The 26,520-nt window shown below is 65.6% G+C and carries 28 protein-coding genes; 13 read left to right on the top strand and 15 right to left on the bottom strand.

Features of this window, described 5'->3' with window-relative positions; all coding sequences use genetic code 11:
- Nucleotides 1-16: 16 nt before the first annotated feature.
- From ACTIEY_RS02645 to ACTIEY_RS02655, 3 genes are all read right to left on the bottom strand, one after another.
- The gene (locus tag ACTIEY_RS02645) at nucleotides 17-1,165 is read right to left on the bottom strand and encodes an ATP-binding protein (protein ID WP_439517548.1); all 1,149 of its coding nucleotides are present in this window, start codon (nucleotides 1,163-1,165) and stop codon (nucleotides 17-19) included.
- Nucleotides 1,166-1,231: 66 nt separating this feature from the next.
- The gene (locus tag ACTIEY_RS02650) at nucleotides 1,232-1,990 is read right to left on the bottom strand and encodes a helix-turn-helix domain-containing protein (protein WP_439517549.1); all 759 of its coding nucleotides are present in this window, start codon (nucleotides 1,988-1,990) and stop codon (nucleotides 1,232-1,234) included.
- A gap of 75 nt (nucleotides 1,991-2,065) precedes the next feature.
- Entirely contained in the window at nucleotides 2,066-2,404 is a 339-nt protein-coding gene (locus ACTIEY_RS02655; protein WP_439517550.1) for a DUF2834 domain-containing protein, read from the bottom strand.
- A gap of 122 nt (nucleotides 2,405-2,526) precedes the next feature.
- On the opposite strand from ACTIEY_RS02655, the gene ACTIEY_RS02660 reads away from it, so the two are divergent.
- The 6 genes from ACTIEY_RS02660 (at nucleotide 2,527) to ACTIEY_RS02685 (ending at nucleotide 7,543) form a co-directional block, all read left to right on the top strand.
- Nucleotides 2,527-3,429 carry a LysR family transcriptional regulator gene (locus ACTIEY_RS02660; RefSeq protein ID WP_439517551.1) on the top strand — a complete coding sequence of 301 codons (903 nt, stop codon included), beginning with the start codon at nucleotides 2,527-2,529 and terminating at the stop codon, nucleotides 3,427-3,429.
- Between the two features lie 140 nt (nucleotides 3,430-3,569).
- The gene (locus ACTIEY_RS02665; RefSeq protein WP_439517552.1) at nucleotides 3,570-4,625 is read left to right on the top strand and encodes an ABC transporter substrate-binding protein; all 1,056 of its coding nucleotides are present in this window, start codon (nucleotides 3,570-3,572) and stop codon (nucleotides 4,623-4,625) included.
- Nucleotides 4,625-5,419 carry an ABC transporter ATP-binding protein gene (locus ACTIEY_RS02670; RefSeq protein WP_439517553.1) on the top strand — a complete coding sequence of 265 codons (795 nt, stop codon included), beginning with the start codon at nucleotides 4,625-4,627 and terminating at the stop codon, nucleotides 5,417-5,419. The genes ACTIEY_RS02665 and ACTIEY_RS02670 overlap by 1 nt, the downstream gene beginning before the upstream one ends.
- Complete coding sequence (locus ACTIEY_RS02675) at nucleotides 5,412-6,320, top strand: ABC transporter permease (protein WP_439517554.1); 909 nt, start codon at nucleotides 5,412-5,414, stop codon at nucleotides 6,318-6,320. Before ACTIEY_RS02670 ends, ACTIEY_RS02675 begins: the two co-directional genes overlap by 8 nt.
- A gap of 76 nt (nucleotides 6,321-6,396) precedes the next feature.
- The gene (locus tag ACTIEY_RS02680) at nucleotides 6,397-6,798 is read left to right on the top strand and encodes a cupin domain-containing protein (protein ID WP_439517555.1); all 402 of its coding nucleotides are present in this window, start codon (nucleotides 6,397-6,399) and stop codon (nucleotides 6,796-6,798) included.
- Nucleotides 6,776-7,543, top strand: coding sequence for an SDR family oxidoreductase (locus ACTIEY_RS02685; RefSeq protein WP_439517556.1), 768 nt, complete (start codon nucleotides 6,776-6,778; stop codon nucleotides 7,541-7,543). The genes ACTIEY_RS02680 and ACTIEY_RS02685 overlap by 23 nt, the downstream gene beginning before the upstream one ends.
- Before the next feature lie 11 nt (nucleotides 7,544-7,554).
- Here the strand turns inward: ACTIEY_RS02685 and ACTIEY_RS02690 are convergent, their stop codons facing one another.
- The 3 genes from ACTIEY_RS02690 to ACTIEY_RS02700 all read right to left on the bottom strand — a co-directional run bounded on the left by ACTIEY_RS02690 (nucleotide 7,555) and on the right by ACTIEY_RS02700 (nucleotide 10,021).
- Complete coding sequence (locus ACTIEY_RS02690) at nucleotides 7,555-8,454, bottom strand: LysR family transcriptional regulator (protein ID WP_439517557.1); 900 nt, start codon at nucleotides 8,452-8,454, stop codon at nucleotides 7,555-7,557.
- An 82-nt stretch (nucleotides 8,455-8,536) separates the two neighbouring features.
- The gene (locus tag ACTIEY_RS02695; protein WP_439517558.1) at nucleotides 8,537-9,118 is read right to left on the bottom strand and encodes an amino acid synthesis family protein; all 582 of its coding nucleotides are present in this window, start codon (nucleotides 9,116-9,118) and stop codon (nucleotides 8,537-8,539) included.
- Between the two features lie 9 nt (nucleotides 9,119-9,127).
- The gene (locus ACTIEY_RS02700) at nucleotides 9,128-10,021 is read right to left on the bottom strand and encodes an NAD(P)-dependent oxidoreductase (RefSeq protein ID WP_439518257.1); all 894 of its coding nucleotides are present in this window, start codon (nucleotides 10,019-10,021) and stop codon (nucleotides 9,128-9,130) included.
- Between the two features lie 164 nt (nucleotides 10,022-10,185).
- Between ACTIEY_RS02700 and ACTIEY_RS02705 the strand changes: the two genes are divergently transcribed.
- The gene (locus tag ACTIEY_RS02705) at nucleotides 10,186-10,683 is read left to right on the top strand and encodes a GyrI-like domain-containing protein (RefSeq protein ID WP_439517559.1); all 498 of its coding nucleotides are present in this window, start codon (nucleotides 10,186-10,188) and stop codon (nucleotides 10,681-10,683) included.
- Between the two features lie 15 nt (nucleotides 10,684-10,698).
- Here the strand turns inward: ACTIEY_RS02705 and ACTIEY_RS02710 are convergent, their stop codons facing one another.
- The 5 genes from ACTIEY_RS02710 to ACTIEY_RS02730 are packed head-to-tail and all read right to left on the bottom strand — an operon-like array spanning nucleotide 10,699 to nucleotide 14,571.
- Nucleotides 10,699-11,118: a GlcG/HbpS family heme-binding protein gene (locus ACTIEY_RS02710; RefSeq protein ID WP_439517560.1), complete on the bottom strand. Its 420-nt coding sequence runs from the start codon at nucleotides 11,116-11,118 to the stop codon at nucleotides 10,699-10,701.
- A 46-nt stretch (nucleotides 11,119-11,164) separates the two neighbouring features.
- The gene (locus ACTIEY_RS02715) at nucleotides 11,165-12,016 is read right to left on the bottom strand and encodes a fumarylacetoacetate hydrolase family protein (RefSeq protein ID WP_439517561.1); all 852 of its coding nucleotides are present in this window, start codon (nucleotides 12,014-12,016) and stop codon (nucleotides 11,165-11,167) included.
- 11 nt (nucleotides 12,017-12,027) lie between these two features.
- Nucleotides 12,028-13,017 carry a Bug family tripartite tricarboxylate transporter substrate binding protein gene (locus ACTIEY_RS02720; protein WP_439517562.1) on the bottom strand — a complete coding sequence of 330 codons (990 nt, stop codon included), beginning with the start codon at nucleotides 13,015-13,017 and terminating at the stop codon, nucleotides 12,028-12,030.
- A complete protein-coding gene (locus ACTIEY_RS02725; protein ID WP_439517563.1) occupies nucleotides 13,014-14,021 on the bottom strand; it encodes an amidohydrolase family protein in 1,008 nt (335 codons plus the stop codon). The genes ACTIEY_RS02720 and ACTIEY_RS02725 overlap by 4 nt, the downstream gene beginning before the upstream one ends.
- A 4-nt stretch (nucleotides 14,022-14,025) precedes the next feature.
- On the bottom strand, nucleotides 14,026-14,571 hold the full coding sequence (locus ACTIEY_RS02730) for a VOC family protein (protein ID WP_439517564.1): 546 nt from the start codon (nucleotides 14,569-14,571) through the stop codon (nucleotides 14,026-14,028).
- A 114-nt stretch (nucleotides 14,572-14,685) separates the two neighbouring features.
- On the opposite strand from ACTIEY_RS02730, the gene ACTIEY_RS02735 reads away from it, so the two are divergent.
- Both ACTIEY_RS02735 and ACTIEY_RS02740 read left to right on the top strand, forming a co-directional pair.
- Nucleotides 14,686-15,642 carry a LysR family transcriptional regulator gene (locus tag ACTIEY_RS02735; protein WP_439517565.1) on the top strand — a complete coding sequence of 319 codons (957 nt, stop codon included), beginning with the start codon at nucleotides 14,686-14,688 and terminating at the stop codon, nucleotides 15,640-15,642.
- Between the two features lie 56 nt (nucleotides 15,643-15,698).
- Nucleotides 15,699-16,238 (top strand): NADPH-dependent FMN reductase, encoded by a 540-nt coding sequence (locus tag ACTIEY_RS02740; RefSeq protein ID WP_439517566.1) that lies wholly within the window; start codon nucleotides 15,699-15,701, stop codon nucleotides 16,236-16,238.
- A 22-nt stretch (nucleotides 16,239-16,260) separates the two neighbouring features.
- Here ACTIEY_RS02740 and ACTIEY_RS02745 read toward each other — a convergent pair whose 3' ends face one another.
- Together ACTIEY_RS02745 and ACTIEY_RS02750 are read right to left on the bottom strand one after the other, a co-directional pair.
- On the bottom strand, nucleotides 16,261-18,651 hold the full coding sequence (locus tag ACTIEY_RS02745; protein WP_439517567.1) for a catalase: 2,391 nt from the start codon (nucleotides 18,649-18,651) through the stop codon (nucleotides 16,261-16,263).
- A gap of 77 nt (nucleotides 18,652-18,728) precedes the next feature.
- Complete coding sequence (locus ACTIEY_RS02750) at nucleotides 18,729-19,049, bottom strand: hypothetical protein (protein ID WP_439517568.1); 321 nt, start codon at nucleotides 19,047-19,049, stop codon at nucleotides 18,729-18,731.
- Nucleotides 19,050-19,308: 259 nt separating this feature from the next.
- On the opposite strand from ACTIEY_RS02750, the gene ACTIEY_RS02755 reads away from it, so the two are divergent.
- The 4 genes from ACTIEY_RS02755 (at nucleotide 19,309) to ACTIEY_RS02770 (ending at nucleotide 25,571) form a co-directional block, all read left to right on the top strand.
- Nucleotides 19,309-22,590, top strand: a complete 3,282-nt coding sequence (locus ACTIEY_RS02755; protein ID WP_439517569.1) for a PAS domain S-box protein — start codon at nucleotides 19,309-19,311, stop codon at nucleotides 22,588-22,590.
- 108 nt (nucleotides 22,591-22,698) lie between these two features.
- On the top strand, nucleotides 22,699-23,181 hold the full coding sequence (locus tag ACTIEY_RS02760; protein WP_439517570.1) for a hemerythrin domain-containing protein: 483 nt from the start codon (nucleotides 22,699-22,701) through the stop codon (nucleotides 23,179-23,181).
- A 68-nt stretch (nucleotides 23,182-23,249) separates the two neighbouring features.
- On the top strand, nucleotides 23,250-23,456 hold the full coding sequence (locus ACTIEY_RS02765; RefSeq protein WP_439517571.1) for a hypothetical protein: 207 nt from the start codon (nucleotides 23,250-23,252) through the stop codon (nucleotides 23,454-23,456).
- 81 nt (nucleotides 23,457-23,537) lie between these two features.
- Nucleotides 23,538-25,571 (top strand): spermidine synthase, encoded by a 2,034-nt coding sequence (locus tag ACTIEY_RS02770; RefSeq protein ID WP_439517572.1) that lies wholly within the window; start codon nucleotides 23,538-23,540, stop codon nucleotides 25,569-25,571.
- Nucleotides 25,572-25,587: 16 nt separating this feature from the next.
- On the opposite strand, the gene ACTIEY_RS02775 is transcribed toward ACTIEY_RS02770, so the two are convergent.
- Nucleotides 25,588-26,319 (bottom strand): CPBP family glutamic-type intramembrane protease, encoded by a 732-nt coding sequence (locus ACTIEY_RS02775; RefSeq protein WP_439517573.1) that lies wholly within the window; start codon nucleotides 26,317-26,319, stop codon nucleotides 25,588-25,590.
- A 10-nt stretch (nucleotides 26,320-26,329) separates the two neighbouring features.
- Nucleotides 26,330-26,518, bottom strand: a complete 189-nt coding sequence (locus tag ACTIEY_RS02780) for a hypothetical protein (protein ID WP_439517574.1) — start codon at nucleotides 26,516-26,518, stop codon at nucleotides 26,330-26,332.
- Between the last annotated feature and the right edge of the window lie 2 nt (nucleotides 26,519-26,520).

Here is a 26,520-nt window from a genome sequence, read left to right on the forward strand (position 1 = left end):
CCGTTCGGTGGACGGCTCAGTCGATCGCGGCCAGCTGCCGGCGCGGCAAACGGATGGAGAAACGCGTGAACGCGTCGTTGGACACCACGTCCACCGTGCCGCCGTGCGCCTTGGTGATTTCCTGCACCACGTACAGACCCAGACCCATGCTGGCGCCGGCGGTCCATGGCGTCTGCGGGCTCACGTCCTCGGCGCCGCCGCGAACGAAGGGATCGAAGAGCGTGGCCAGCGCGGACGTTGGAATCGGCTCGCCCGTGTTCTGCACCGCCAGCTTCACTTCGTCCGGGTCCGTGCCGTCCAGCGTGATGAAGATGGGGGCATCGGCCTGGCCGTACTTGAGTGCGTTGAAGATGAGGTTCGAGAGCGCCTGGTGCAGGCGTCGGGCGTCCCATTCGCCGTCCAGGTTGCCGTGGCTGTCGAGGTGGATCACGCGTTCATTGCGAATGGCGGCAATCTCGTCCAGGGTGTTGCGGGTGAAATCGCCTAGATCCAGCGATTTCGGCTCGATGTCGAAGCCCGTGCCATGCCGGTGCCGCGCGTACTCCACCAGATCGTCGAGCAGCACACGCATCTGTCCCACGCTGCGCAGCACGATGCCCGCCTGCTTGGCGTCTTGCGGGCGGGTGTGCATCTGGAGGCTGGCCACGTTGGCAATGGCGCTCAAGGGGCCGCGCAAGTCGTGGCCGAGGACACCCAGGAAGAGGTCGCGCGACTTGTCGAGCTCGGCCATGAACGCCTCCAGGGACTCGGCAATGGCCTGGTCCACCGCCTCGTTGAAGCGCGTCACGCTCTCCAGATCGCTGCCCCTGAACTCCCCGGTCGATCGAGACCAGAGGCGGAGCACGGTGGCGCGCAAGGCGCGGTACTCGGCCACCAGTTCTTCAATGTTGAAGCCTTGCCTTTTCCTCTGCCGGGCATGCGTTCGCGAAGGCAGCTGGAGGGACTGTGGCGCATGGGCGCTGTGGCCTTCGGACTTGTCCTGCTGCTCGGCGTCGCTCTGGGGCCGCTGCATGTCCGCCGCGATTTCGGTCAGGATGAGCCGGCCATGGTCGAGCAGGGCCGCTTCGTCCAGATCGGCTCCAGGGGGTTGCAGCTCGCGCGCGAACGCGACCCAGTCCACCAGGATGGCATCCAGGTTCTGGGTGATGAAGGTGTTCAGAGGCATGGGCGCAGATTCGCAGGTGCTGGACCATTGAAGCACACCCGCCCCGCATGAAAATCCGTACCCCTTTCAGGGCGGCAGGTGGTCCCGCGCGGCCTGCATGGCGCGCGGCGTGGACAACGCCCACCACGCAGACTCGGGCGTTGCCTGCGACTTCATCTGCAAGACACTCGCGCCCCCGAGTTCCCGGGCATCCAGCGCCAGGTGCGACTGGTCGCAGTAGCCCGCGTTGAGCGACTCCTCTGCGAGCGACGGCGCATCCTGCATCACCACCGCCGTCAGCGCGCGGTGAAAACGCTCCAGCCGCTCGAACCGTTTGGGCGAGATGCCCAGCAACTCCCGGCAGCGCCGCTCGAGCTGCCGTCGGCCAATGCCGAGCGTGGCGCCTGCTTGCGCGCCCAGACGCCCTACGGTTTCGCACAGTTGTTCGGCCTGATGCCACCGATCGGCCGCAACGCCTTGCATGGTCCGCTCAAAACTCGACGTCAACGCACGCAGACACACCCCTTCGTTGTCCAGCCGGCCGAGTTCTTCCGCGAGCCGCTCTGATTCGCGCGCGCCGGCCACGTCGCTCCAGGCCATGGCGTGGTTCGTGACGGCGCCGCCCGCCGGGCCGAGCAGGCAGGCCGCAGCACCGGGCCGGACGATCAGCCCGAGCGCCGTGATGCCGGCCGCGTGGGTGTAGACCACCGGCTCGTTGGTGAGCGTGAGGAAGGTGGGCGGCTGGACAACCGTCCACGGCGCATCCACCTCGCCGCGCAGCAGGTGCATCACCAGCATGGCCCGTGGCATCGCGGGAAACCGCGATTCATGCTGATGGGCAGCCATGCGAACGATCACCGCGCCGTCGAGCCAGCGAGAAAGGGGTGGAGGAACAGGAAAGACCTGCAGCATTGCGGCATCTTACGGACAGCCTGACGCATCCGGGTGCTGCCCCGAGCGCCACCAGAGGTAGGCCGGCAGCACAAAGGAGAGCCCCACCAGGAACGTGAGGGGAATGGCCGCCCACCGCGCCCCACCTGCCGCCCGGTCCATGGCCACGCCGACACTGAACGCGAAGGCGGCCAGGTAGACGTCGAACGTGATGGCGGTGGTGAGCGGGTTGGCGAAAGCGTGCTGGAAGAACGCGCCCGGCCACACGCTGCCGCCCTGGGCGAAGTACTGCAGGTTGTGGTGCCATGGCAGCAGCAAGCCCGCAATCGCCAGAGCGAACAGCAGGTGACGGTGAAGCTTCGTTCTCATGCCCTGGACATTAGCGGCCAGGCGGCGGGTGCGTCTTGGAAAAACGCGTCATCCTTGAGACCCGCCGCTGCGTGCCCGCCCACAATGCCGGACATTCCCCACCCACACGAGGCCATCCCACCATGACGCCGAACCGCATCGATCCCCGCCACCTCCGATTCTTCGTGGCCGTGGCGGAATCCCTGAACTTTCGCAAGGCGGCCGAGGGTCTGCACATGGCCCAGCCGGCACTGACCCGCCAGATCAAGGCGATGGAAACCACCATGGGCGTGCAACTGTTCGAGCGCGACAAGCGGCATGTGGCGCTGACGTCGGCCGGGCGTACCGCGCTGGACCGGGCGCGACAGCTCCTGCGGGACATGGACGACCTGGTGGTGGCCACGCAGCGCGCCGCGCGGGGCGAGATCGGCTCGTTGCGGGTGGGCTTCATCAGCTTCGTGGCTTACGAATACCTGCCCACCATCCTGCGGGCCTTCCGGCAGAAGTACCCCGACGTGGGTGTGGAGCTGCACGAATTCCTGGTGATGCAGCAGTTCGAGATGCTCCTGGACGGCCGCATCGACGTGGCCGTGCTGCGCCCGCTCTACCGCGATTCGCGCATCGCGACCAAGACCATCGTGCGCTCGCGCTTTGTCGCGGCGCTTCGAAACGACCACCCCCTGCTGCGCAAGAAGACGATCCGCATGGAGGACCTGTCTGAAGAGGATTTCGTGAGTCTGCCCAAGCGCCTCGGACCGAGTTTCCATGCTCAGATCATGGGATTCTGTTCTGGTGCGGGCTTCCTGCCCAAGGTGGTGCATGAGGCCTCGGACGCCCAGGCGGTGGTGGGCCTGGTGGGCGCGGGGATGGGGGTGGCGGTGGTACCTGAATCGGTGGCCAAACTCAACACCGCTGGCGTCGAGTACCGCCTTGTCATGGGCCTGCCCGAAACGGCCGAAATCGTGCTCGCCTGGAGGCGCGACAACGACAGCGAAGTGCTCAAGCATTTCGTGCAGATTGGCACCAGGATGATGCGCGCACGCTGATGCCGAAACGGCATCACAGCGCGTTTGAAATTGTATTGGTGATTCGTTTTTTCCGATGCTACTGTTCGCCGCAATGAGGCCGACAGAGCTTCGAAGCGAGACCAAGAACCCACTTGAAACGTCCTTTAGGAGTGCCCACGATGATCTCGACATCCCCGTCTGCCGGTGCCTCGCGCCGCACCGTTCTTCGCAACGCCACCGGTCTCGCGGTGGGCTCCATGCTGGCGCCGTTTGCGCTGGCCCAGTCCCGCAAGGCGGGCAGCGCCGAATACGGGGTGGCCAGCATCGACCCCAGCTACGCCATGGCGTACGTCGCCTTGAAGAAGGGCTACTTCAGCGATGCAGGCCTGGACGTGAAATACCTCAATGCGCAGAGCGGTCCGCGTGCCAAGCAGATGCTGGCCGCAGGGCAGATCCACATGGCCACCACGGGCGTGAACGACTCCCTGGCCCTGCGCCTGGCTGGCAAGCCTTCGGTTCTGGTCGCCAGCTTCGACAACCGGGTGCCGTTTGCCAACATCCTGATCAACAAGAAGCTCTATGACAGTGGCGTCAAGACGGTGAAGGATCTCGCCGGCAAGTCCATGGGCGTGACGCAGCCGCAATCGGCCACCTGGCTCATGGCCACGTTCATCGCCGACCGGGCTGGCCTGAAGGACAAGATCGCCATCAAGCCCCTGGGCGACTTCGCCACCATGATGGGTGCGGTCAAGAGCGGCGCAGTGGACTGCTGCACCGCCACCTTCGGCATGCTGGAGAAAGCGCAGGAAGAAGGCTGGGGGGTGCCCCTGTTCGACATCACCAACGACGCCACCTGGACGGCGCTTTTTGGCGGCGACGTGAACGGCGTCGGCTGCTACGTCCTCCAGGAAACGATCGACAAGCGCCCCGAGGCTGTTCAGGCGCTGGTCTCGGGCATCGTCAAGGCCACCGACTTCATCAAGACCTCCAGCCCCACCGAGATTGCGCAAGTCATCCACGCCGACTACCTCCAGGGCTACTCCATGCCATCGGTGGTGAGTGCCATCACGGTCTACAAGAAGACGTGGACGCAGGACAACCGCATCACCCGCGCGCACTACGACCGGCTGGTCGGCATCATGGACGGCCGTCAGTTCAGCAGCGCCGAACTCAAGACGGTGCCCTATGAACAGAGCGTGAACATGAGCTTCGTGGACGCAGCGAGGAAGGCGTGATGATCGAGGTCAGTCACATCGCCAAGATCTACCACTCGGACACACGCGAGACCTACGCCATCGGCGACGCCAGCTTCACGGTGGCCAAGGGCGAATTCGTATCGATCGTGGGCCCGAGCGGGTGCGGCAAGAGCACCCTGCTCAACATGGTGGCCAGCTTCATGGCCCCCAGCTCCGGCACCATCAGCGTCAACGGGCATCGGGTGGTGCCCGGGCAGATTCCGAAGGGGCTCGGCTACATCTTCCAGAAGGACACGGTGCTCCCCTGGTTCACCGTGGCCCGCAACATCGGGCTGGGACTGAAGTTCCGCGGCGTGCCCGAACCCGAGATCCAGGGCAAGGTCGACCGCCTGCTGGCCATGGCCGGCCTCAAGGACTGCCACGACATGTTTCCGCACCACCTCTCTGGCGGCATGCGGCAGCGGGTGGCCCTGCTCATGACGCTGGCCTGCGACCCGGACATCCTGCTGCTCGATGAGCCCTTCGGCGCGCTGGACAGCAACACCAAGATGGTGCTGCACAAGGAGCTGCTGGACATCTGGCAGCAGCTCGGGCAGACCATCATGATGGTCACGCACGACCTGGACGAAGCGGTCACGCTTTCGGACCGCGTGATCGTGCTGTCGGCGCCGCCCAGCCGCGTGGTGCTGGACCACCGGGTGGACATCGCACGGCCGCGCGACGTGTTCTCGCTTCGGCAGTCGCGCGAGTTCAGCGACCATGTGCGCGAAATCTGGGGCGTGCTCGGACGCGAGTTCAAGCAGGTCGGCAAGGAGGCACTGGAACATGCTTGACCTCTCACTCGAAAAGCCTGCCGGACCCATGCCTTCCAGCCCAACGGTGGAGCCTGGCGGCTCGGCAGCGCTCAACAACTACCGTGCACGGGCTGCTCGCGCGGCTGCGCGCGACAAATGGATCGTTCTGGCCAGCCAGATCGGCATCCTTTCCACGTTCCTCGGTCTGTGGGAGGTCCTCACCCGCGTGCCCTGGTTCGTGCAGAACACCTTCATGGACCCGTTCTTCATCAGCCGTCCGTCCATGGTGGCGCAGCGGCTCTATGACTGGACCGTGGGTGCCCAGGCCGGCTTCATCTGGCCCCACCTGGCGAGCACCTTGCTGGCCACCATGATCGGGCTGGTGGTGTCGGTGGTGACCGGCTTTCTCGCCGGTTTGCTGCTCTCGCAGAACCCGCGCGTGGCGCGCGTGCTCAATCCGTTCATCACGGGTGCCAACTCTCTGCCGCGCATTGCCTTCGTGCCGCTGATCACCATGATCTTCGGCCTGGGACTGGCGTCCAAGGTGGTGACCGCCTGGTTCATCGTGTTCTTCCTGGTGTTCTTCAACACGTTCAAGGGAAGCTGCAGCATCGAGAAGCACATCATCGACTTCTGCCGCACATTGGGCGCCACCCCTTCGCAGATCACGTGGAACGTGCGCGTGCCGCATGCCCTGGCCTGGACGTTCGCAGCCCTGCCCAACGCGGTGGCGTTCTCGCTGATCGGGGTGGTGCTGGCGGAGTTCGTCGGCTCCACGGTGGGCATGGGCTACCTGATCATCAGTTCGCTGTCCACGCTGAACGCCACCGACATGTTCTCCACCATCACCCTGCTTTCTGCGCTGGGCATCTTGCTGGTCACCCTGATCCGCAAGGTGGAGCGCTACCTCATGCGCTGGGCGCCCGAATTCCGCGAGTGAGCGCCTGCCTGCGCAGGCGCCTCTTTTTTCCACCCCCTTCATCAACCGGCCTCTCACGGGGCCCAAGGAGACCCTCATGACCGAAGCCACTGCCACCACCCGAAGAAAGCCCGAACCCACCATTGGCGGTTCGGTGTACGTCAAGCCCGACACCCTGCCGTGGAAGCCCACGCGCTTTGACAAGGTGTCCATCAAGGTGCTCTACGAGAACCTCGATGCGGGCGAAATGACGGTGATGGTGAAGCTGGATCCGGGCGCCTACATCCCGTTCCACATGCACCCCGAGCTGGAGCAGGCCTACGTGATCGAAGGTGCCATGCACGACCACGATGGCGTGGCCGTGGCGGGTGACTTCATCTGGCGCAAGGGCGGCTCGAAACACGACAACTCGTCGCCCGATGGTGCGGTGATCCTCGCCGTCTACCGCAAGCCCAACATCTACTACCACGCCGCCGGTGACACGACCACCGGGTTCTGAGCCGGTCGCCATCGTCACGGGCGCGGGCTCCGGCATCGGCAAGGCCACCACGCTGGCCCTGCTGGCCGACGGCTGGCGGGTGGTGCTGGCGGGCCGCCGGGCCGAGCCCCTGGCCGAGGTGGTGGCACAGGCGGGGGCCAGCCTGGCGCAAGCGCTGGCCGTGCCCACCGATGTGGCAGACGAAGCCGCGGTGCAGCACCTGTTCGCGCAAGCGGTTGAACGCTTCGGGCGCGTGGACCTGCTCTTCAACAACGCTGGTGTGTTTCCGCCCGCCGCGCTGCTCGAAGACCTGGAACTCACCGAATGGCAGAAGGTGCTGGACATCAACCTCACCGGCATGTTCCTCTGCCTGCGCGAAGCCTTCCGGGTGATGAAGGCCCAGACACCGCAGGGAGGCAGGATCATCAACAACGGCTCGACCGCGGCCCATGTGCCCCGGCCCAACTCCCTGGCCTACACCGCCACCAAGCACGCCGTGACCGGTCTCACCCGCACGGCCGCGCTGGACGGCCGCAAGTACGGCATCGCCTGCGGCCAGATCGACATCGGCAACGCCGCCACCGAGCTGGCGGCCCGCTTTTCCACCGGCGTGATGCAGGCGGACGGCACGATCGCCACCGAGCCCTTGATGGATGTGTCAGCCGCTGCCCGAACCGTGTTGCACATGGCGAATCTGCCGCTGGAGGCCAATGTGCTGTTCAGCACCGTGATGGCGACCCGGATGCCCTTTGTGGGTCGAGGCTGAAGGAAGGACCTTCAGCCCCGGTCCATGTCGAGCGCATGGGCCTTGAGCAGCCGGATGAATTCCAGCGTGAGGCGGCTGCTCTGCTCGAAGCGTGAGCGCACGATGCTCAGGGTCAGCGGGATGTCTTCCTGGATGCGCAGCACGCGCAGGCCTGGCCAGCCCGCGCCCCCCACCGAGAACTCGTCGACGATGGCCACGCCCACGCCGGCGCGCACCAGGGCGCAGGCGTTCTCGGCGCGTTCAATGTCGACCGCCGACTCCCATTCCACGCCCGCGCGCTGAAAAGCGCCTTCCACCAGCTGGCCAAAGGGGATGTGGCGGCTGTAGAGGATGAGCGGGTGCGCTGCGATCTGCGCGAGGCCCACGCTGTTGTTGTGCGCCAGGGCGTGCCCGTCGGGGACGATGCACACCATGCGGCCGGCCACGAAGGGTTCGATGACGAGGTTCGGGTGCTCCAGCGGCAGCACCGAAATGGCCACCTCGGCCTTGCGGCCCAGCAGTTCGTTGGGCATGTCCGCGATCAGCGTGGTGCGGTACTTCAAGCGCACCTGCGGCCAGGCCTTTCGCCACTGCGCGACCACCGGCGGGATGAAGTTCAGCGCCAGGCTGGGGCTGGTGCACAGCGAGAGCACACCCTGCGGCTGCGTGGTGAGGTGCCGCGCAAAATCGTCCACCTGCACCGCGCGTTCATAGAGCGCATCCACCTCCAGGAACAGCAGGCGCGCCTCGGCGGTGGGAATCAGCTTGCCCTTCTCCCGCTCGAACAGCTTCAGGCCCAGGCTCTGCTCGGTGTAGGCCAGCAGGCGGCTCACCGCAGGCTGCGAGACGAAGAGCAACTGGGCCGCGCCACTGGTGGAGCCGGTCAGCATGACCGCCCGGAAAACTTCCATGTGCCGCAGCTTGAATTTCATGGTCCGTCATCGCATGGCCTACAGGCGACCCACTATAGGCCACTCAGGGGCCGCGGCCCGGGCGCTGCCCAGGGGTCCGGGTTCAACGCTGGCCGTCGTGCACGCTGACCTTGTCGACGGTGAGCCCGCCCAGGCGGGAATGGATGCGGCCGCCATCGCCCATGACCAGTGCGAACAGGATTTCGCGCGGCCGGGGCGCGTCCTGGATACCGATCTCGATGCTGTTGAAGTGGCTGCGCACATACGAGGCGTGCAAGTAGTGCACGGGGACCATCACGCGGTAGCCCGCACTGGCCACGGCCTTCACCGCCGGTACCATGGCCTTGGGTTCGCCCAGCACCGTGCGCATGGCCCAGCCACCGGCTTCATGCCACACGGCGCCGTGCTCCATCTCGCCGTCGATGCCCACAATGGCGGCCTTGCTGTACACCTCCACGTTCTGCCGGCCGCCCAGCGTCTCCACCAGTTCGATGGCCAGTTCGGTGCCCAGGGAGCGCAGCGCCTGCATGAAGGGCATGAGGTCGGGCTCGTAGCGGCCGGCGAACGGGTTGGCAATCACCGCGCACGCTGCCGCCAGGCGCAGCGGCTTCGCAGGTGGTGGCCCGCCTTCGTGGTACGTGGTCTCCACGATCAGATGGCGTTTGCGGATCTGGATGAGTGACATGGTGCTGAATCAGGTTTTTGCGGGTGAGCGGTTTTCGATGAACTGCACGATGGCCGTGTTGTCCACGCCGGGCGCAAAGGCCTGCGTGGCTTCCTTCCAGAGACCTTCGCACAGCGCGAGCTGCGGCGCATCGGTGCCGGTGCGCTGGCCCAGCGTGTGGGCGGTGGCGATGTCCTTGGCCTGCAACTGCATCTGGAAGCCGCCATTGAAGGTGCGCGGGATCACGAACTGCGTCAGCTTGGTTTCGGTGGCCACGTTGCGACCGCTCGACGCATTCAGCACGCTCGCAAACACCGTCAGGTCCAGCTCCAGTCGCGCGGCGATGGTGGTGGCCTCGGCCATGGCCAGCAGGCCGGCCGCGTACACGTAGTTGTTGAGCGCCTTCATGGCGTGCGCCGATCCCACCGGTCCGGTGTGGATGAGCTTGCTGCCCATGCGCCGCATCACCGGTTCGATGCGCTCGATGGCCTGATCGCTGCCACCTTGCAGGATGGACAGCTCGCCGGTGCGCGCCTTCGCCACCGATCCCGACACCGGGGCGTCGACGAAATCGATGCCGCGCTGCGCCGCCTGCGCGGCCAGCGCCTCGGTGTTGGACGGGTTGCTCGATCCCATGTCGACCAGCACGGCGCCGGGCTGCAACCACGGCAGCAGGCGCGTCACCACTTCGTCGGTGATGCCGCTGTTGGGCAGCATGGTGATGACGATCTGGCAGGCGGAAAGGTCCTGGAGGTCGGCCGCCCAGTGCAGCCCCTGGCCCCAGGCGGGCCAACTCTGCAAAGCGTCGCGCCGCTCGGCGCTGCTGTCGTGCACCAGGACCTTCAACCCCTCGACGCGCGAGAGGTTGTCCACCATCGGCTGGCCCATCATGCCCAGGCCGATAAAGCCCACCGTCAGCGTCAAAGAGCTGTTTTCGTTCTGCGAGGTGTTCATGGTCGCCCGCACTGTAGGACCGATGCGGGTCGTTGTCGCATGTCAAGTTGTCGGTGGGGTATGCGCTTTGGTTATCGCCTGAGCCGGCACGCCGCTTGCCCCTTTCGGCCATCACTTTCATGAAAGGCCACGCCATGTCCGAGACCCCGCGCATCGAACAACGCACCGAGCAACCTTACCTGGGCATCCCGGTAGAGACGTCCATGCAGGAAGAACCGCGGGTGATTGCCTCGCACCTGCAAGAGCTTCAGGCCTGGCTGCGCGCCGAAGGCATTGCCGCCACCGGTGCGCCGTTCGTTCGCTACCGACGCATCAAGATGCCCGAGCTGCTGGCGATCGAAGTCTGCCTGCCGGTGCAGACCGCGCCACCGGGCGACGGCCGCGTGCGCGGCAACGCCATCCCCGAGGGCCGCTACGCGGTCCTGGTGCATCAGGGGCCGGTGAGTGGCCTGGTCGAAGCCAATGCCCGGCTGCAGCGCTGGGCGAGAGAACAGGGGCTGGACTTCCTCACGCAGGACAGTGGCGACGTCGAGGGATGGACCTCGCGCATCGAGACCTACCTGAGTGATCCGCAGCAGGAGCCCGATGCGAGCCAGCACCGGACGGAGATTGCCTACCTGCTGAAAAGCTGACGTTGCCTCGGGAATTCAGCCTGCCTGGAAACCACCGGACTCCACACCGGCGATGCAAATTCTTTCATCCTCGTCGCCCGTGCCGCCACTGGCGCCCACCGCCCCCAGCACCTCGCCCGCCGCATCCTTGATGAGCACGGCGCCGGTCTGGGGCAGAAAGCGCCCGTTGGAGGTGGCGGCGAGCGAGACGAAGAAGTTGGGATTCTCCTTCGCGCGCGTGGCCAGGACACGGCTGGAGACGCCCATTCCCACGGCGCCCCAGGCCTTGGCCTGGGCAATCTCGAAGCGGAACATGCTGGCACCGTCTTCACGGGCAAAGGCCTTGAGGTGACCGCTGGCATCCACCACGGCCACGGCCATGGGCTTGTAGCCCAGTTCGCGGGAAGTGGCGAGGGCGACGTCGATGATGTCCTGCGCCTGTTTCAAGCTGAGCATGCGATGCGGTCCTTGTCGAAAAGAGCGATGTGGTTAAGGCGCGAGTTCATTGCACGGCCACTTCCATGCTGCCGATGCCCTGTATGGCAGCCAGCATGCGGTTCCCGGGCACGATGGGACCCACGCCCTGCGGGGTTCCAGTCAGGATGATGTCACCTGGCTCCAGTGTGTAGAACGAAGACGCGAACTCGATCAGTTCAGGCACGCCCAGGATCAGTTCGCTCGTGTTGGCCTGCTGGCGAAGCTCGCCATCCACATGGATGGAGAAATCCAGTTGGCCCGGGTCTGTCAGTTCGTCGCTGGTGGTGAGCCACGGACCCAGCACGGTGTAGCTGTCGGGCGATTTGCGCAGGCTGCGCTCCTCAGGTCCCCTGATCGTGATGTCCAGGCCAATGGCGTAGCCCGCCACATGCCTCAGGGCCTGATCGCGATGCACGTTCCTGCACCTCTGACCGATCACCACCGCCAACTCCACCTCATGGTCGTTGCGGCGATCGGTGTGCACCAGCGTCACGGGCGAGCTCGCACCGACGAGTGAACTGGTGGCCTTGAGAAACAGCCCGGCCTTGTGGATCTCGTTGATCAGGTTGCCGTGGTGCAGTTGCTTCTGCGCCAGCACCTCTTCCAGATGCCGGGTGTAGTTGACGGGCGCGGCCACGATCTTCCCCGGGTTGGCCACCGGAGAGAGCAGCCGCACGCTGCCCAGAGCGATGGGGCTGGCCCGGGCCGAGAGTTCCTCCAGCCGCGCACGCATCAAGGGCAGGTTCTCGATGAGGACGTCGTGCCGGGGAAACGGGTAGCTAGCCGGCCGCAACGCGTCCAGCGCTTCGCTCACGTCGAAGACGCTCTCGCCCTTGACCACGCCCAGGCGTGCGTCGTTGAATCGGCAGATTTTCATGACCGCAGGCCTTACTTGTTGCCCGACGAAAGTTGAACGACCGACTGCCACTGCTTGCGGTGTTCCTTGATGGTGGCGGCAAACTGTTCGCTGGGCATGGCGACGGAGTCGAACCCGAGTTCCTCCAGCCGCTTGGCGTAGGCAGGATCCTTGGGCAGAGCCAGGATCTCCTTGCTCAAGACGGCGCTGACGTCCCTGGGCAGCTTGCTCGGCGCAAACATGCCGAACCAGCCGTACACGGTCACATCCTTCACGCCAGCCTCTGCCGTGGTGGGGATGTTGTCCCCGACACCCTTCAGCCGCTCGCTGCCCACCACCGCCAGAGGCACAAGGCGGCCATCGGCGAAGTAGCCCTTCACGGCCTGGATGGGCGCCACCGTCATGTGCACCTGGCCCGCCAGCACGTCGGCCACCGTGGGTGCCACGCCCCGGTACGGCACGTGGGTCATGGAGCCACCCAGCGATTTCAGCAGCAGTGCGGCGGTGAGTTGGTATTCGTGGGCTTCGCCGGGCGAGCCGTAGAAGTACTTGCCTGGGTTGTCTCGCGTCAACGCGGCGAGTTCCTGCAGTGTCTTCACCTTGAGCGATGGGTTCACCACCACGATGGCTGGCGTGGTGGCCACCATCGCCAGCGGCAGCAGATCGCGGTCCGGATCGTAGCTGGGCTTTTGCTCCAGCAAGCCGGCAATGGTGATGGGGCTCTGGGGGGTGAACAACAAGGTGTAGCCGTCGGGCTGAGCCGACACCACGGCCTTGGCACCGATGGTGCCGCCCGCGCCGGTGATGTTCTCCACCACGATGGTCTGGCCGAGCTTCTTGCCCAGGTGCTCGGCCATCACGCGTGCGATCACGTCCGAACCGCCGCCCGCTGCGAAAGGCATGACGAAGCGGATCGGCTTGCTGGGGTATTTGTCGTTGGCCCAGGCGGAGTGGCCCAAGGCCAGAGCGCTGGCCGAAGCCAGGCTTGCTTGAAGGAAATGACGGCGCGTGTTGTCGCTCATGGTGTTGTCTCCAGTTTCAGGTATTGGATTGCGTTCTCTCTCATCAACCGTTGTGTCGTCCGGTCGTCGAACCCTGCCGCACGCAAACTGCCCACAGGATCCTTGTCACTCATGCCGAAAGGAAAGTCGCTGCCCACGAACACCTGCGTGTCACCAACGGTCTCCACGAGGAAGCGCAATGCGGTCGGGCTGAACACCAGCGAGTCGAAGAAGAACTTGCGGGCATAGGCACCCGGTGATTCCGGCAGCGATTCGTGCGCCGCAGGTATGCCCTTCCAGGCCTGCACCAGCCGGGGCAGCAGCATCGCGAAAGCACCCCCGCCATGGCTGAATGCGATGCGCAGATCCGGGCATTGCTGCGCCGTGCCACCCGTGATCATGGAAGCGGCCGCCAGCGCGATGTCACCCGGGAAGCACACCACCTGCTCGGCAAAGGCGCCGACGATGCGCTCCTTGCCCGCAGGGCGCAGGGCATGAACGAAGATGGCCATGCCCAGTTCGGCCGCACGCTGGAAGAAGGGGACGAAGCGCGGGTCACCAATGGAAACGCCATTGACGTGACTGGCGATCTCGATGCCCTGGAACGCCAACGCGCGTTGCGCATGCTCCAGTTCCACGATGGCCGCATCCACGTCCTGCAACGGGACAGCACCAAAGCCGATGAAAGCACCGTTGCCCGCTGCCACCATTTCTGCAATCTGCTCGTTGATGTAGCGGATCAGCACCTTGGCATCTTCGGTGGGCAGCCAGTAGGAGAGCAGCTCCGGCATGGGAGAGAGCACCTGCCGCTCGATGCCGGTGTCCGCCATGGAGGCCATGCGCCGCTCGGTGCTCCAGGCACCGTCGTTGATGGTGCGGTAGTGCTTGCCGGAGATGAGCACATGGCGATGGCAGGCGTCCACCGCCTGCGTCGAAGGCCAGGGCACGTTCACGCCGCTGCCCACGTAGCGGGGGAACTCCGCCGGCACGATGTGGGTGTGGACGTCGATGCAACCGCAACTCATGGTGTCAGCCGCCGTTGCGCTGCAGTGCGGTCCGGGCTTTCCAGTTGCTCATGAGGTCGAAGCTGGGCTCGTCCTTGTACTTGTCCTCGATCTGGCGGAACACGGACTCCTGCGACGCAGAGAGGTCCACATCCAGTTGTGCGGCAATGGGTTGCTTCACGTAGAACGGCGTCTCCAGGAAGAACTCCAGCCGGTTGTTCTCGATGTCGCGGTAGTAGACGGACAGCATGGACGCGTGCGTCCAGAGCTCGATGCCCGGCACGTTGCGCGCCTTGAGGTGTTCATGCCGTTCGTGCAGCTCCTGGAGCGTCCGCACGCCAAAGGCCAGGTGATGCAGGGCGCCGGCATCGCTGCCCTTGCGCCCACCGACCAGCGCCACCTGGTGATGCTCCAGCGATGGATCGAGCGTGATGAACGCCATCTGTTGCCCTCTCGCCTCGCCAATGTCGGAGAGATGGAATCCGATCTCCTCGGTGTAGAACTTCAGCATGGCGTCGAAGTCGTGGCAGAACAGCACGACGTGGCTGAGGTAGGCGCGGGGCTGGGTCATCTTCGGTTCCTGGTGATGTGCAAAACGTGCTGAAGTCTAGGGTCTGTGTTTTTTCCTGAATGCATCTCAGGCAAACTTCAGATGTTTACCCAGGAAACTACAGAGGCCTACCGGATGACCACCGAACGACGCCCCACCCCGCGCGCGCTCTCGACCCAGCTCGACCTGAACCTGCTGCGGATCTTCGCGGCCGTGCACCGGTTTCGGCAGGTGACGGCCGCCGCCAGCGAACTCGGCATGACGCCTTCGGCCGTGAGCAACGCGCTGGCCCGGCTGCGCACGCACTGCGACGACAAGCTGTTCGTGCGGACCCAACGCGGCGTCGTGCCCACGGCGTTCGCCACCCGGCTGGCCGAAAGCGTTCAGGGCGGCCTGGAACTGTTCAACGCGGGGCTGCAGGCCAAGGACGCCGTGTTCACACCCGCGAGTTGCTCACGCATGTTTCGCATCAACCTCGCCGACGTGGGTCAGATGCTGATGATTGGAGAAATCGTGAGCCAACTGGCCAGACAGGCGCCCGACGTGACCATCCGGACAGCGGACTACGCCGTGATCGAAGCCGAACAGGCGCTGGTGAGCGGCGACCTCGACCTGGCGGTGGGGTACATCCCTAACATCGGCAAGTCCCTGCACTCACGAAAAATCACCAGTGAGACCTATGTGTGTGTGGTCGCCAGAAGCAGCCGGCGGCACGCCAAGGGCGTTTCACTGAAAGGCTACTTCGAGGGCACGCACATCCGCTACTCGCCCAAGGCGGTGTCGCTGTCGCGCCTGAACGTGGAGGTCGACCGGGTGTTCCAGAAGGCGGGCCACCGACAGCACGTGGTGCTTGAGGCCGCGCATTCCTTCGGTCTGTCGGCCATCGTGGCGAACTCCAACTACATCCTGACCGTGCCATCAAGGCTGGCCGCGCACTACGCCCGCATCAGCCCGGTGTCCGTGCATCCGCTGCCATTCCGGCTGGCCAGCTTCGACATCAGCCTTTACTGGCACGCACGCGAGCAGCAGGACCCCGCGCACCAATGGTTTCGCCAGCTGTTCGTGGATGCCATCCGGGCGGGCACGGAGTGAGGCCTGTCCTATAGTCGCCCTCCATGAACACCACCCATCACACCCAAAAGCCCCACGTGGTCACGCTGATCGGCAGCCTTCGCGCGGCGTCCCTCAACCTCCTCCTCGCCCGCAGCATCCACACCCTTCTAGAGGACCGCTTCACATTCAGTATCGCGAACATCGGTGCACTGCCCCACTACAACGAAGAGGATGAGGGCAAGCCGCCTGAGCAGGTCAAGGCGTTTCGCGAGATGGTGGCTACGGCAGACGGCTTTCTGTTTGTCACGCCCGAGTACAACCGCTCCATTCCGGGCGTGCTGAAGAACGCGATCGACCAGGCGTCGAGGCCCAAAGGCGCGAACGCCTGGAAGAACAAGCCGGCGGGGGTCATCGGCGCTTCCCCAGGTGCGCTGGGCACCTGCATGGCGCAGCAACACCTGCGCAATGTGCTGGCGCCGCTGGACGTGCACGTGATGGGCGTGCCCGAGGCCTACCTGCAAGTACCTGCCGGTGCCATCCTGCCCACCGGGGAAATCGTTGACGAACGCATTCTCCCGTTCATGTCAACGTGGTCGAACGCGTTCGCCGCTTGGGTCGAGCGGATGAAGCGCTGAGTCGCGGGCGCCTCGCGGGGCGTCACACCTTCGGCGGATCTGTCTCCCGCTCGAAGTGGCGGTGCTTGCCCACGGCGGCGATGAACGCGTCCACGTCCGTGCCCAGCACGATGCCGGGATCGGCCTCCCCGGTGGGCAGGGTGGGTGCCACCCCGGCCGCCTCCAGCAAGCCTTCGGAAGCCGGCATCACCAGAATCGTCTTGCAGTGGCGGTGCTGGTCACGGATGAACTCCATGGTGTGCCCGTCGCTGGCCAGCGCATCGGCCACGCCGTCGCCATCGGGCAACACCAGCGCATCGAACAGGAAGCCCGGCTCGTTCTCCAGCGAGGCATCGGCGTCGATGGCCACGCCGTCCGACGTCTTCACCGGGCCGATGCGCGGCGCGACAAAGCGTGGCACCGCACCTTCGGCAAACAGGGCAGCATGCACGTTCATGGCGCTTTGACCGTTGACACCGTCCGCCACCAGCAAGGCGATCTTGCGCGCTTTGATGGAACCGTCACCGGGTCGGGCCAGCAGCGAAAGGGTGGGCGACCGGGTCACTTCGGGCATGGTGGGCGTCTGCAGCGCGCGCGGCATGGCGTCGGGCAGCACCGGCATGCCCAGGCCCTGGGCCACCTGCTGGGCCAGCACCTCGGACGCATTGCGCAGTGATGCGACCATGCGCTCGCGGATCGCGGGCACCGTGACCTTGGACAGTTCGAAGCGGAAGGCGGCGGCAATGTGGGCTTGTTCCACCTCGCTCTGGCTTTCGAAGAACAGCGTGGCCTGGGTGTAATGGTCGGCGAACTTCTCGGGCTTGGCGCGCACCTTGCCCTGCTCTTCCTTGGCCTGGATGCGGGCAGGCACCGACACGAAGCCTTGCTGTGCACCGGCCTGGAAAGGGCAGCCTCCCGCCAGCGAATTGGGCTCGTAGCTCACCCGGCCACGCGGGATGGCCTGGCGGTGCATGCCGTCGCGCTGGTTGTTGTGAACCGGCGCCAGCGGCGAGTTGATCGGAATCTCATGGAAATTCGGCCCACCCAGTCGGGTGATCTGCGTGTCCACATAGGAATGGATGCGACCAGCGAGCAAAGGATCGTTGGAAAAATCCAGACCCGGAACAATGTGCGCGGTGCAGAAGGCAACCTGCTCGGTCTCGGCAAAGAAGTTGTCGGGATTGCGGTTGAGCACCATGCGGCCCACAGGACGGACCGGCACCAGTTCCTCGGGGATGATCTTGGTGGCATCGAGGATGTCAAAGCTGAACTGGTCGGCCTGTTCCTCGGTGAACACCTGGAGCCCCAGTTCCCATTCCGGGTAGGCACCGGCTTCAATGCGTTCCCAGAGATCGCGGCGGTGGAAGTCAGGGTCGGCGCCGGAGATCTTCACCGCCTCGTCCCACACCAGCGAATGCGTGCCGTAAACCGGGTTCCAGTGGAATTTCACGAACACGGATTCGCCCTGGTCGTTCACCATGCGGAAGGTGTGCACGCCAAAGCCCTGCATGGTGGCGTAGCTGCGCGGGATGCCGCGATCGGACATGGCCCACATCAACATGTGCGTGGACTCCGGCATGAGCGAGACAAAATCCCAGAAGGTGTCGTGCGCACTGGCGGCCTGCGGTATTTGATTGTGCGGCTCGGGCTTGACCGCGTGCACGAGGTCCGGGAACTTCATGGCGTCCTGAATGAAGAACACCGGCATGTTGTTGCCCACCAGGTCCCAGTTGCCTTCGTCGGTGTAGAACTTCACCGCGAAACCGCGCACGTCGCGCGCGGTGTCCTTGGAACCCCGTTCGCCCTGCACGGTGGAGAAACGCACGAACACCGGCGTGACCTTGCCGGCTTCCTTGAACGGCGCGGCCTTGGTGATGTCGGTCAGCGGTTCATAACACTCGAAAAATCCGTGCGCCGCAGAGCCGCGTGCATGCACGATGCGCTCTGGAATGCGCTCGTGGTCGAAATGGGTGAGCTTCTCGCGCAGGATGAAGTCCTCGAGCAGGACGGGACCACGCACGCCGTACTTCAGCGAGTTCTGGTTGTCGGCAATGGGCACGCCCTGATTGGTGGTGAGCATCTGGCCCGAGGAATCCACACGAACGCGGTCGAGGGCTTCAATGGTCCAGTTCACGCCCTCGGCGGCCTGGGTGCCGGTCTTGGCGGACACGTTTTCTTCAGACAGGGTGCTACCGGTGGGCAGGCGGGACGCCGGATCCACGGTGATGCCGGGCTGGGGTTGCAGGCCGTTGTCGAAACCGTGCTCACCCGCCTTGTTCGCATTGAACGGCATGCCGGCGACCATGTCCTGTGTCTGGACCGCCTGTTGGGAGGCGGTGTCGTCTGCGCCCTTTACCTGGGAAGGGGCGCTGTCGGTGTTGCGGGCTGCGGCCTTGGCGTCACTGCCGGCGGGGTTGTTTTTGGATTTGGACATGGGGAGCTTTCCGATGCGAAGAAGAAAAGCCCCCGGCCGCCTGGGCTCAGGCGGCCGGGAGCAGGGGGGAGGCCGACTCAGGACTGGTCGGATCGGTCGCGGCGGTTGGCGTCGTTCTCGCGCTGCTCACGCGAGCCCGGCTGGTCCTGCTGGACGGAAGGGTTCACATCCTTGCGGCCCTGCTGGTCGGAGCCGCCGGGGTTGCTCTGCTCGCGCTGGCCGCGCTGGCTGTTCTGGTCGCCTTGCTGTTCGGGGTTCTGGCGGCCCGGATTCTGGCGATCCTGCCCGGCCTGGTTCTGGCCTTGCTGCTGGCCTTGCTGACCCTGCTGGTTTTGCTGGCCTTGCTCGTGCTGCTTCTGGCCTTGCTGGCCCTGCGGATTCTGGTTGTTCGATGCCATGTGGTTTCTCCTGCTTGGTGTTGAAGGAATGCGCTGGCCAGGACGGGCCATCCGCACCGCTTGTTGGCAATGCGCGTGCCCGCTCGCGCTGGCAGGGTGGCGGGATTCCACACCCGAGGCGAAGCGCAGCGGCGGCGCAATCTGCGGCAAGAATGACTGAACACCGGTGGTATAAGCCCGTTGAACGGGGAGCGAGTTCCGGAGGGGCGGGAACGCCACTTGCCCTGCAGGTGGCCTGCTCCCAGGATGAAAGGTGCCCATGACCGCCAACCCTGTGGCCTACCTCCCCAACGCCGGATCCAGCCACGCGTATCTGCTTGCCCTCAACGACGCCCTGCGGCCACTGGCCGATCCGGTGCTCATCCAGGCCACCGCCAGCCGCATGCTGTGCGGTCTGCTCAAGGCCCACCGCGTGGCCTACTTCGAACTCCGCGGCAACGAGTATGTGATCGAACGCGATCACGTCGAAGGCGTGGTGTCCATCGCGGGCCACTACCCGGTTTCGTCATTCGGCCAGCGCCTGCTGGACCATTACGCCGGGGGCCGCGTCGCCGTTTGCGACAACGTGGCGGCCGACACGACGTTGTCACCCTCCGAGCGCGCGGCCTACGCCGCTGTCGAGGTGGGTGCGTACATCGGTGTGCCGCTGATCAAGAACGGGGAGTTCGTGGTCGGGCTGGGTGTCCATGTGAAAGTGCCACGTGCCTGGTCGGCCTGGGAGACGTCGCTGGTGAACGAGACCGCGGAAGTGACCTGGGCAGCGGTCGAGCGCGCCCGTGCGGAATCTGCCCTGCTGCGCTCTGAGCAGCACTACCGCCTGCTGTTCGACTCGATCGACCAGGGCTTGTGCACGATCGAGGTGATGTTCAATGAGCAGGGCAAGCCCGATGACTACCGCTTCCTGCAGACCAACACGGCATTCGAACGGCACACGGGCATCGCCCATGCGCACGGCAAACGGGTGCGCGAGGTCGCGCCGGACCATGAAGCCTTCTGGTTCGAGGTCTATGGCCAGATTGCGCTCACCGGCAAGGCCCGGCGCTTCGAGCACGCCGCCCGGGCCCTCGACCGGTATTACGAGGTCTATGCCTTCCGCGTGGGCGCACCGCAAGACCACCAGGTGGCTGTGCTGTTCAATGACATCAGCGAGCGCCGTCGCCGTGAAACCGACCTGGCCTTCCTCTCGGAGGTCAGCAGCGACCTGGTGCAGTTGACAGACACCGACGAAACCATGGCCGTGCTGGGCGCCAAGATCGGTGCGCACATGCGCATCTCGCGCTGCGAGCTGGCCGAGATCAACGAGGCGGGCGACGAGGTGACGGTGGGGCACGAGTGGCACCGCAGCGGCATGCCTGGCCACCGCGGCGTCTACCGCCTGGCCGACTACCTTTCACAGGACGTGGTGAACGCCCTGGGGCGCGGCGAAGTGCTGGTGGTGAGCAACGCGGTCACGGATTCGCGCGTGGATGCGACGCGTCTGGCCGCTCTGAACACCGCCGCCTTCATCTGCGTGCCCATGGTGCGTGACGGCCGCTGGCGCTTCCTGCTGTCCATCAAGCATGCCGAAGCGCGTGACTGGCGCGAGGACGAGGTCGAACTCATGCAGGAGATCACCACCCGCGTCTGGACCCGGCTGGAACAGGCCCGCGCCGAAACCGCGCTGAAGGTCTCGGACGCCAGGCAGAAGGCGCTGTTCAGCCAGATGCTGGCCGGCGTGGCAGAGACCGACCTGAATGGCCGCTTCCTCAGCGTCAACCGGCGCTACAGCGAGATCCTCGGCTACACCCAGACGGAGCTGCTGGGCATGCGCATGCAGGACGTCCTGCACCCCGACGACCGCCCCGTGAATCTCGAGCGGCGCGCGCGGCTCATCCACCACGGCGTACCTTTCGAGATCGAGAAGCGCCACATCCGCAAGGACGGCTCGGTCATCTGGGTGCACAACAGCGTATCCCGCCTCAGCGACAGCGTCGGCAAACCGATGAGCATCATCTCGGTGTCGCTGGACATCACCGCCCGCAAACGCCAGGAAGCGGAAGTGCAGCGGGGCGCCGAACTGCTCGACTACCTCATCCACCATTCGCCCAGCGGCTTCTACATCGTCGATGCCGACTTCCGCATCTCGCACATCAACGCTGAAACGCAGGCGCGGGCGTTCCGGAACGTCAACCCGGCCATCGGCGTTCCGCTGGACGAGGCGATGCGCGTGCTGTGGCCGGAACCGCTGGCCACCGAGCTCATCCAGATCTTCCGCCACACGCTGGAGACCGGGGAGACCTATGTGTCGGACAGCCTGGTCAGCGGCCGCGCCGACATCACCGAGGTCGAGACCTACACCTGGCAACTGCTGCGCATCACCATGCCCGACGGCCGGTACGCGGTGGCCTGCTTCTATTACGACACCACGCAATTGCGGCGCGCCGAACAGGAGCTTCGCGAGGCCGATCAACGCAAGGACGAGTTCCTGGCGACGCTGGCACACGAGCTGCGCAACCCCCTGGCACCCATCCGCAACAGCCTGCACATCCTGCGCGTGGCCCATGGGGGTGCTGCGGGAGCCGATCGGCTGCACGACATGCTGGACCGGCAGGTTTCGCACATGGTGCGGCTGGTGGACGACCTGATGGAGATCTCGCGCATCACACGCGGGAAATTCGAGCTGCGCCCGGAGTCGATCCAGCTTGCCGATGTCGTGCAGAACGCGGTGGAGACCAGCAAGCCGCTCATGCAGGCCGCCTCGCAGCAACTCACGGTGACCCTGCCCGACGATTCGCTGACACTGCAGGCCGATGGCATTCGCCTGGCGCAGGTGCTGGCCAACCTGCTGAACAACGCTTCCAAATACACCGAGCCGGGTGGCCGCATCGGGCTGGAAGCCCACCGGGAAGGCGCAGAGGTCGTGATCTCGGTGCGAGACAACGGCGCGGGGATACCCGTGGACATGCTGCCGCGCGTCTTCGACCTGTTCACCCAGGGCGATCGCACCGAACACCGGGCCCAGGGAGGGCTCGGCATCGGTCTCACCCTGGTGAAGAACATTGTCACCATGCACGGGGGCAGCGTGGAGGCGCGCAGCGCCGGGCCGGGACAGGGCAGCGAATTCGTGGTGCGCCTGCCGCTGGCCACCGAAGACCGGGTCCGCAACGACACGGCCCGACCACCCGAGGCCCAATTGCCGCAACTGCGCCGGGTGCTGGTGGTGGACGACAACCGAGACAGTGCCGACAGCCTGGAAATGGTGCTGCAATTTCTGGGTGCGGACGTGCAGACCGTGTACGACGGGAAGGCCGCGCTGGAGGCAATGGACTCGTACCGCCCGTGCGCGATGTTCCTCGACATCGGCATGCCGGACATGGACGGCTACGAAGTCGCCCGTCGCGTGCGGCAGAGCCCGCGGGGCCGCGACATGACCCTGATCGCACTGACCGGCTGGGGCCAGAAGGAAGACCTGCGACGCTCGCACGAGGCCGGCTTCGACCGCCACCTCGTCAAGCCCGCCGATGTCGAAGACCTGCGCGCCGTGCTGGCCAGCCTGAACTGAGCGACACCGGCCTCTGCGAGGGCCGGGCACATGACTTGCCATGGGGAGATGCGTTCACATGAGTGAACGCAACAGCACCCATTCAAACCCACGTCAAAAGGAACTCCCATGGCCACCACCCGCACCGCTCCCGATGCATGCACGCTGCTCGACGCAGACCACAAAGCGGTCAAGAAGATGTTCAAGGACTACGACGACCTGGCGTCCTCCAAGTCCAAGTCCGCCATGCAGAAACGGCTCGACCTGGCACGCGAGATCTGCCAGGAGCTGACCGTTCACGCCACCATTGAAGAGGAAATCTTCTACCCCGCTCTGCGCGCTGTCCTCAAGGACACCGACCTGCTGGCCGAAGCCGAAGTGGAGCACGCGGGCGCCAAAGACCTCATCGCGCAGATCGAGGCCATGGACGAGGTCGACGAGATGTTCGACGCCAAGGTCAAGGTGCTCGGCGAGTACATCGACCACCATGTCAAGGAAGAGCGCAACGAGATCTTTCCGAAGGCGCGCGCCGCTCGCGGGCTCGACCTGGTGGCGATGCGCGAACCGCTCCAGGCGCGCAAGGAAGCCTTGATGGGCATGGAAACTGCCTGAGCCTGAGCCCGGGCGGGCAGGAACGTCGATTGCCCCTGGAGGCCACCCCCAGCGAAAGGAGAGCCTCCATGGACAACCAACACCAACATCCGCCGCCCGACCAGGCGCTGGCCGAGCGTCCAGCCGACTATTCCGACCCGGAACTCAAGGAATACACCGACGAGCAGGCGGAAGACCTGCTGGAGACGGTGATCCACTACATGCCGATCGTGCTGCCGCTGGCGGGCGCTCTGCAGATCTTCATGCTGGCTTTCATCGCCATCTACATGGCCTGATTCCCGGCTTGATGGCGGGCGAAAGGCCCGCCTTGCGCAACGGTCATACTCCGGCATCCCTGCTCCGGAGCTCGCCGTTCCATGCCCCTCTTCGCCGCCACGGTCTTCCTGTCAGCCTTCCTGCTGTTCCAGATCCAGCCCATCGTTGCGAAGATGATCCTGCCGTGGTTCGGCGGGTCTTCGTCCGTCTGGACGCTGTGCATGGTGTTCTTCCAGGTCGAACTGCTGGTGGGCTATGCCTACGTGCACCTGGTCCATGAAAAGCTCAGCCCACGTCGCCAGCCCTGGGTGCACGGTGCGCTGCTGCTGGTGAGCCTGGCCACCCTGCCGGTGGTGGCCGACCCGGCGTGGAAGCTGGACGCGCAGGCCCACCCCACATGGAGCGTGCTGGGGGTGCTGGCCACCACAGTGGGCGTGCCCTACCTGCTGCTCTCCACCACGGGCCCGCTGATGCAGGCCTGGTACGCACGCAGCTTCGTGGCCCAGGGCGTGCAGCCCTACCGCCTCTACGCGCTGTCCAACCTGGCCTCCATGCTCGCGCTGCTGTCCTACCCGGTGCTGGTGGAACCCAGGCTGGCCGTGACGCCGCAGGCCTGGGTGTGGTCAGCCGGCTACGCGCTGTTCGTCCTTGCCTGCGTCGCCACGGCCGGCTATACCCTGCGGCGCCAGGGCGTTGCCTCGGCCGGCACGCACGCCACGCCTGTGGACGATGCGCCCCACCCGGGCTGGCGCGAGTGCCTGATGTGGGTGGGCCTCGCGGCCACGGCCTCCATGCTGCTGCTGGCCATCACCCGCCACCTCACGCAGGACGTGGCGCCCGTGCCCTTTCTCTGGGTGCTGCCGCTGGCGCTCTACCTGCTGAGCTTCATCCTGTGTTTCGATGCGCCGCGTTACTACGTGCGACCCCTCTTCCTGGGCGCACTGCCCCTGGCCTTTGTGGCGCTGGATTTCGCCATGAACGAGGGCCTGAGCGCGCCGGTGCTGGTGGGCCTGCTGAGTGCGGCCGTGTTCATCTTCTGCATGGTCTGCCACGGTGAACTGGTGCGCCGGCGGCCACCGGTGCGCCACCTCACGCTGTTCTACCTGATGCTCTCGGTCGGTGGCGCGCTGGGGGGCCTGTTCGTGGGTCTGGTGGCGCCGGTGGCATTCAATGCGTACTTCGAGCTGCCCCTGGGCCTGTTCCTGTGCGCGTTGCTCACGGTGCTGGTGCTCTGGCCCGAGTGCCGTGGCCGGCAACACGGCCGCTGGCTGCGCGCGGCCCTGCTGGTGGGTCTGGTGGCGTATGGCGCGCGGCTCTCCAGCATCTCTCTGGACTATGTGCAGGGTTACACCGAGGTGGTGCGCAACTTCTACAGCCAGACCCGCATCGAGGACAGCGTGGACCCCGATGGCCTGGGACCGGTGCGCAGCATGGTGCACGGCAGCATCACCCATGGCGAGCAGTACCTGGACCATCCCCGGCGCGCCACCGCCTACTACTGCGAGCGCACCGGCATCGGCCGCGCCCTGCAGAGCCTGCCGACCGATCGGCCACGGCGCATCGGCGTCGTCGGCCTGGGTGCCGGCACGCTCGCGGTGTACGGGCGAGCGGGCGACGAGATGCGCATGTACGAGATCAACGACCAGGTGCTGGACCTGGCGCGCAGGCATTTCAGCTACCTCGCCGACAGCGCTGCCACCATCGTGCCGGTGCTGGGCGACGGCCGCCTGATGCTGGAACGCGAACCGCCGCAGGCCTTCGACCTGCTGGCCATGGACGCTTTCTCCGGCGATTCCATTCCGACCCACCTGCTCACCCTGGAGGCGTTCGAGGCCTACCAGCGACACATGAAACCGGATGGACTGCTGGCGGTGCACATCACCAACACCTACCTCGATCTGCGCCCCGTGATGGCGTCGGCGGCACAGCGCCTGGGCAAGGTCGCGCTGTTGCTGGAACTGGCCCCTGGCCATGGCGACCCTTTCTGCCGCCGTTCGTCGTGGGTGGTATTCGTCAACCCGGCCCAGGCCACGGCGCTGCCCGCGGCGCTGCAAGGGGCCAGGGTGCTGGAACCCACGCCAGCCTTCCGGCCCTGGACGGACACGTTCTCGAACCTGTTCGACATCCTGATCTGAGGGATCGATGGCGCGGTCAACCCGCTCCCTGCCGGGCCAGCACCAGGCTCATGCCGAAGAGCGCCCAGTCGTTGAGGATGTGCGCGCCGGTGGACACCGCCAGGTTCTTCGTGGCGAGGTACGCCAGCGTGAGCACCAGCCGCGCGCTGCCGATGATGGCCAGACACTGGAGCAGGTCCCCGTTGTAGGTGGGCAGGTGCGCCAGTGCGAAAGGGAGTGCCGACAGGATCCAGGCCAGCACCAGCGCCTTCTGGCGAGACAGCCCGCGCCGGGTGTGCAACCACCACAGGCAGGCCAGCAGCGGCAGCATGGTCAGCAGCTCTTCACCCAGCAACTGCGGCACCATGGCGAGGAAAGCCATGGTCACGGTGAAGCCGTCGGCGCCTGCCAGTTGCCCCATCAAGGGATTGGGCGTGGGGGCGTGGAACCTGCTGAGTGCCCAGCCGATGCCGAACGTGACCACGATGTTCAGGGCTGCAATGCCCACGATCCAGGCCAGATCGATCCGGCGTATGCGGGCGAACAGCGCCCTCCAGTGCCGGCCAGCCACCCAGGCCAGTGCGGCGAGCGGCAGCAGGCAGAACAGCAGCGCCGGGATGAAGCGGCCCACCGGTGTGCGGAACCAGGGCACGGGGGCACTCAGCGCCGCGAAGGCCGCCACCACCGCGAACAGCACCAGCAGCCACTGCCGACCGCTGAGTGCGACCGGTTGTCCAGCGTAGTAGGGAAAGTCGCGCTGGCCGGGCATCTCCAGCCCCTCAGCCGGCCAGGTTGCGCAGCAGGTAGCGGCCCAGTGCCGCCCAGAAGTCCCCGCCCGAATGCTGCTTCCAGAGCATCGAAAGATCGGCGAAGCCCTTGTGAAAGATCATCGCCATCAGGCCGATGAGGCACAGGATGCTCAGGACCTGCAGGACGGTCTTGAACCGGGCGTCGGGGTCGGTGGACATGG

The organism is Hydrogenophaga sp. (genome assembly GCF_051858985.1).
Classification (GTDB): domain Bacteria; phylum Pseudomonadota; class Gammaproteobacteria; order Burkholderiales; family Burkholderiaceae_C; genus Hydrogenophaga.

What these genes read in the sequence shown, in the direction of transcription:
- ACTIEY_RS02715 (WP_439517561.1), bottom strand. Translation starts at nt 12,016, where the DNA reads ATGAAAATCTGCCGATTCAACGACGCACGCCTGGGCGTGGTCAAGGGC.
- ACTIEY_RS02765 (WP_439517571.1), top strand. Translation starts at nt 23,250, where the DNA reads ATGGACAACCAACACCAACATCCGCCGCCCGACCAGGCGCTGGCCGAG.
- ACTIEY_RS02660 (WP_439517551.1), top strand. Translation starts at nt 2,527, where the DNA reads ATGACGCCGAACCGCATCGATCCCCGCCACCTCCGATTCTTCGTGGCC.
- ACTIEY_RS02645 (WP_439517548.1), bottom strand. Translation starts at nt 1,165, where the DNA reads ATGCCTCTGAACACCTTCATCACCCAGAACCTGGATGCCATCCTGGTG.
- ACTIEY_RS02755 (WP_439517569.1), top strand. Translation starts at nt 19,309, where the DNA reads ATGACCGCCAACCCTGTGGCCTACCTCCCCAACGCCGGATCCAGCCAC.
- ACTIEY_RS02745 (WP_439517567.1), bottom strand. Translation starts at nt 18,651, where the DNA reads ATGTCCAAATCCAAAAACAACCCCGCCGGCAGTGACGCCAAGGCCGCA.
- ACTIEY_RS02665 (WP_439517552.1), top strand. Translation starts at nt 3,570, where the DNA reads ATGATCTCGACATCCCCGTCTGCCGGTGCCTCGCGCCGCACCGTTCTT.
- ACTIEY_RS02775 (WP_439517573.1), bottom strand. Translation starts at nt 26,319, where the DNA reads ATGCCCGGCCAGCGCGACTTTCCCTACTACGCTGGACAACCGGTCGCA.
- ACTIEY_RS02675 (WP_439517554.1), top strand. Translation starts at nt 5,412, where the DNA reads ATGCTTGACCTCTCACTCGAAAAGCCTGCCGGACCCATGCCTTCCAGC.
- ACTIEY_RS02720 (WP_439517562.1), bottom strand. Translation starts at nt 13,017, where the DNA reads ATGAGCGACAACACGCGCCGTCATTTCCTTCAAGCAAGCCTGGCTTCG.
- ACTIEY_RS02670 (WP_439517553.1), top strand. Translation starts at nt 4,625, where the DNA reads ATGATCGAGGTCAGTCACATCGCCAAGATCTACCACTCGGACACACGC.
- ACTIEY_RS02735 (WP_439517565.1), top strand. Translation starts at nt 14,686, where the DNA reads ATGACCACCGAACGACGCCCCACCCCGCGCGCGCTCTCGACCCAGCTC.
- ACTIEY_RS02695 (WP_439517558.1), bottom strand. Translation starts at nt 9,118, where the DNA reads ATGTCACTCATCCAGATCCGCAAACGCCATCTGATCGTGGAGACCACG.
- ACTIEY_RS02690 (WP_439517557.1), bottom strand. Translation starts at nt 8,454, where the DNA reads ATGAAATTCAAGCTGCGGCACATGGAAGTTTTCCGGGCGGTCATGCTG.
- ACTIEY_RS02705 (WP_439517559.1), top strand. Translation starts at nt 10,186, where the DNA reads ATGTCCGAGACCCCGCGCATCGAACAACGCACCGAGCAACCTTACCTG.
- ACTIEY_RS02750 (WP_439517568.1), bottom strand. Translation starts at nt 19,049, where the DNA reads ATGGCATCGAACAACCAGAATCCGCAGGGCCAGCAAGGCCAGAAGCAG.
- ACTIEY_RS02655 (WP_439517550.1), bottom strand. Translation starts at nt 2,404, where the DNA reads ATGAGAACGAAGCTTCACCGTCACCTGCTGTTCGCTCTGGCGATTGCG.
- ACTIEY_RS02760 (WP_439517570.1), top strand. Translation starts at nt 22,699, where the DNA reads ATGGCCACCACCCGCACCGCTCCCGATGCATGCACGCTGCTCGACGCA.
- ACTIEY_RS02770 (WP_439517572.1), top strand. Translation starts at nt 23,538, where the DNA reads ATGCCCCTCTTCGCCGCCACGGTCTTCCTGTCAGCCTTCCTGCTGTTC.
- ACTIEY_RS02650 (WP_439517549.1), bottom strand. Translation starts at nt 1,990, where the DNA reads ATGGCTGCCCATCAGCATGAATCGCGGTTTCCCGCGATGCCACGGGCC.
- ACTIEY_RS02680 (WP_439517555.1), top strand. Translation starts at nt 6,397, where the DNA reads ATGACCGAAGCCACTGCCACCACCCGAAGAAAGCCCGAACCCACCATT.
- ACTIEY_RS02730 (WP_439517564.1), bottom strand. Translation starts at nt 14,571, where the DNA reads ATGACCCAGCCCCGCGCCTACCTCAGCCACGTCGTGCTGTTCTGCCAC.
- ACTIEY_RS02725 (WP_439517563.1), bottom strand. Translation starts at nt 14,021, where the DNA reads ATGAGTTGCGGTTGCATCGACGTCCACACCCACATCGTGCCGGCGGAG.
- ACTIEY_RS02780 (WP_439517574.1), bottom strand. Translation starts at nt 26,518, where the DNA reads ATGTCCACCGACCCCGACGCCCGGTTCAAGACCGTCCTGCAGGTCCTG.
- ACTIEY_RS02710 (WP_439517560.1), bottom strand. Translation starts at nt 11,118, where the DNA reads ATGCTCAGCTTGAAACAGGCGCAGGACATCATCGACGTCGCCCTCGCC.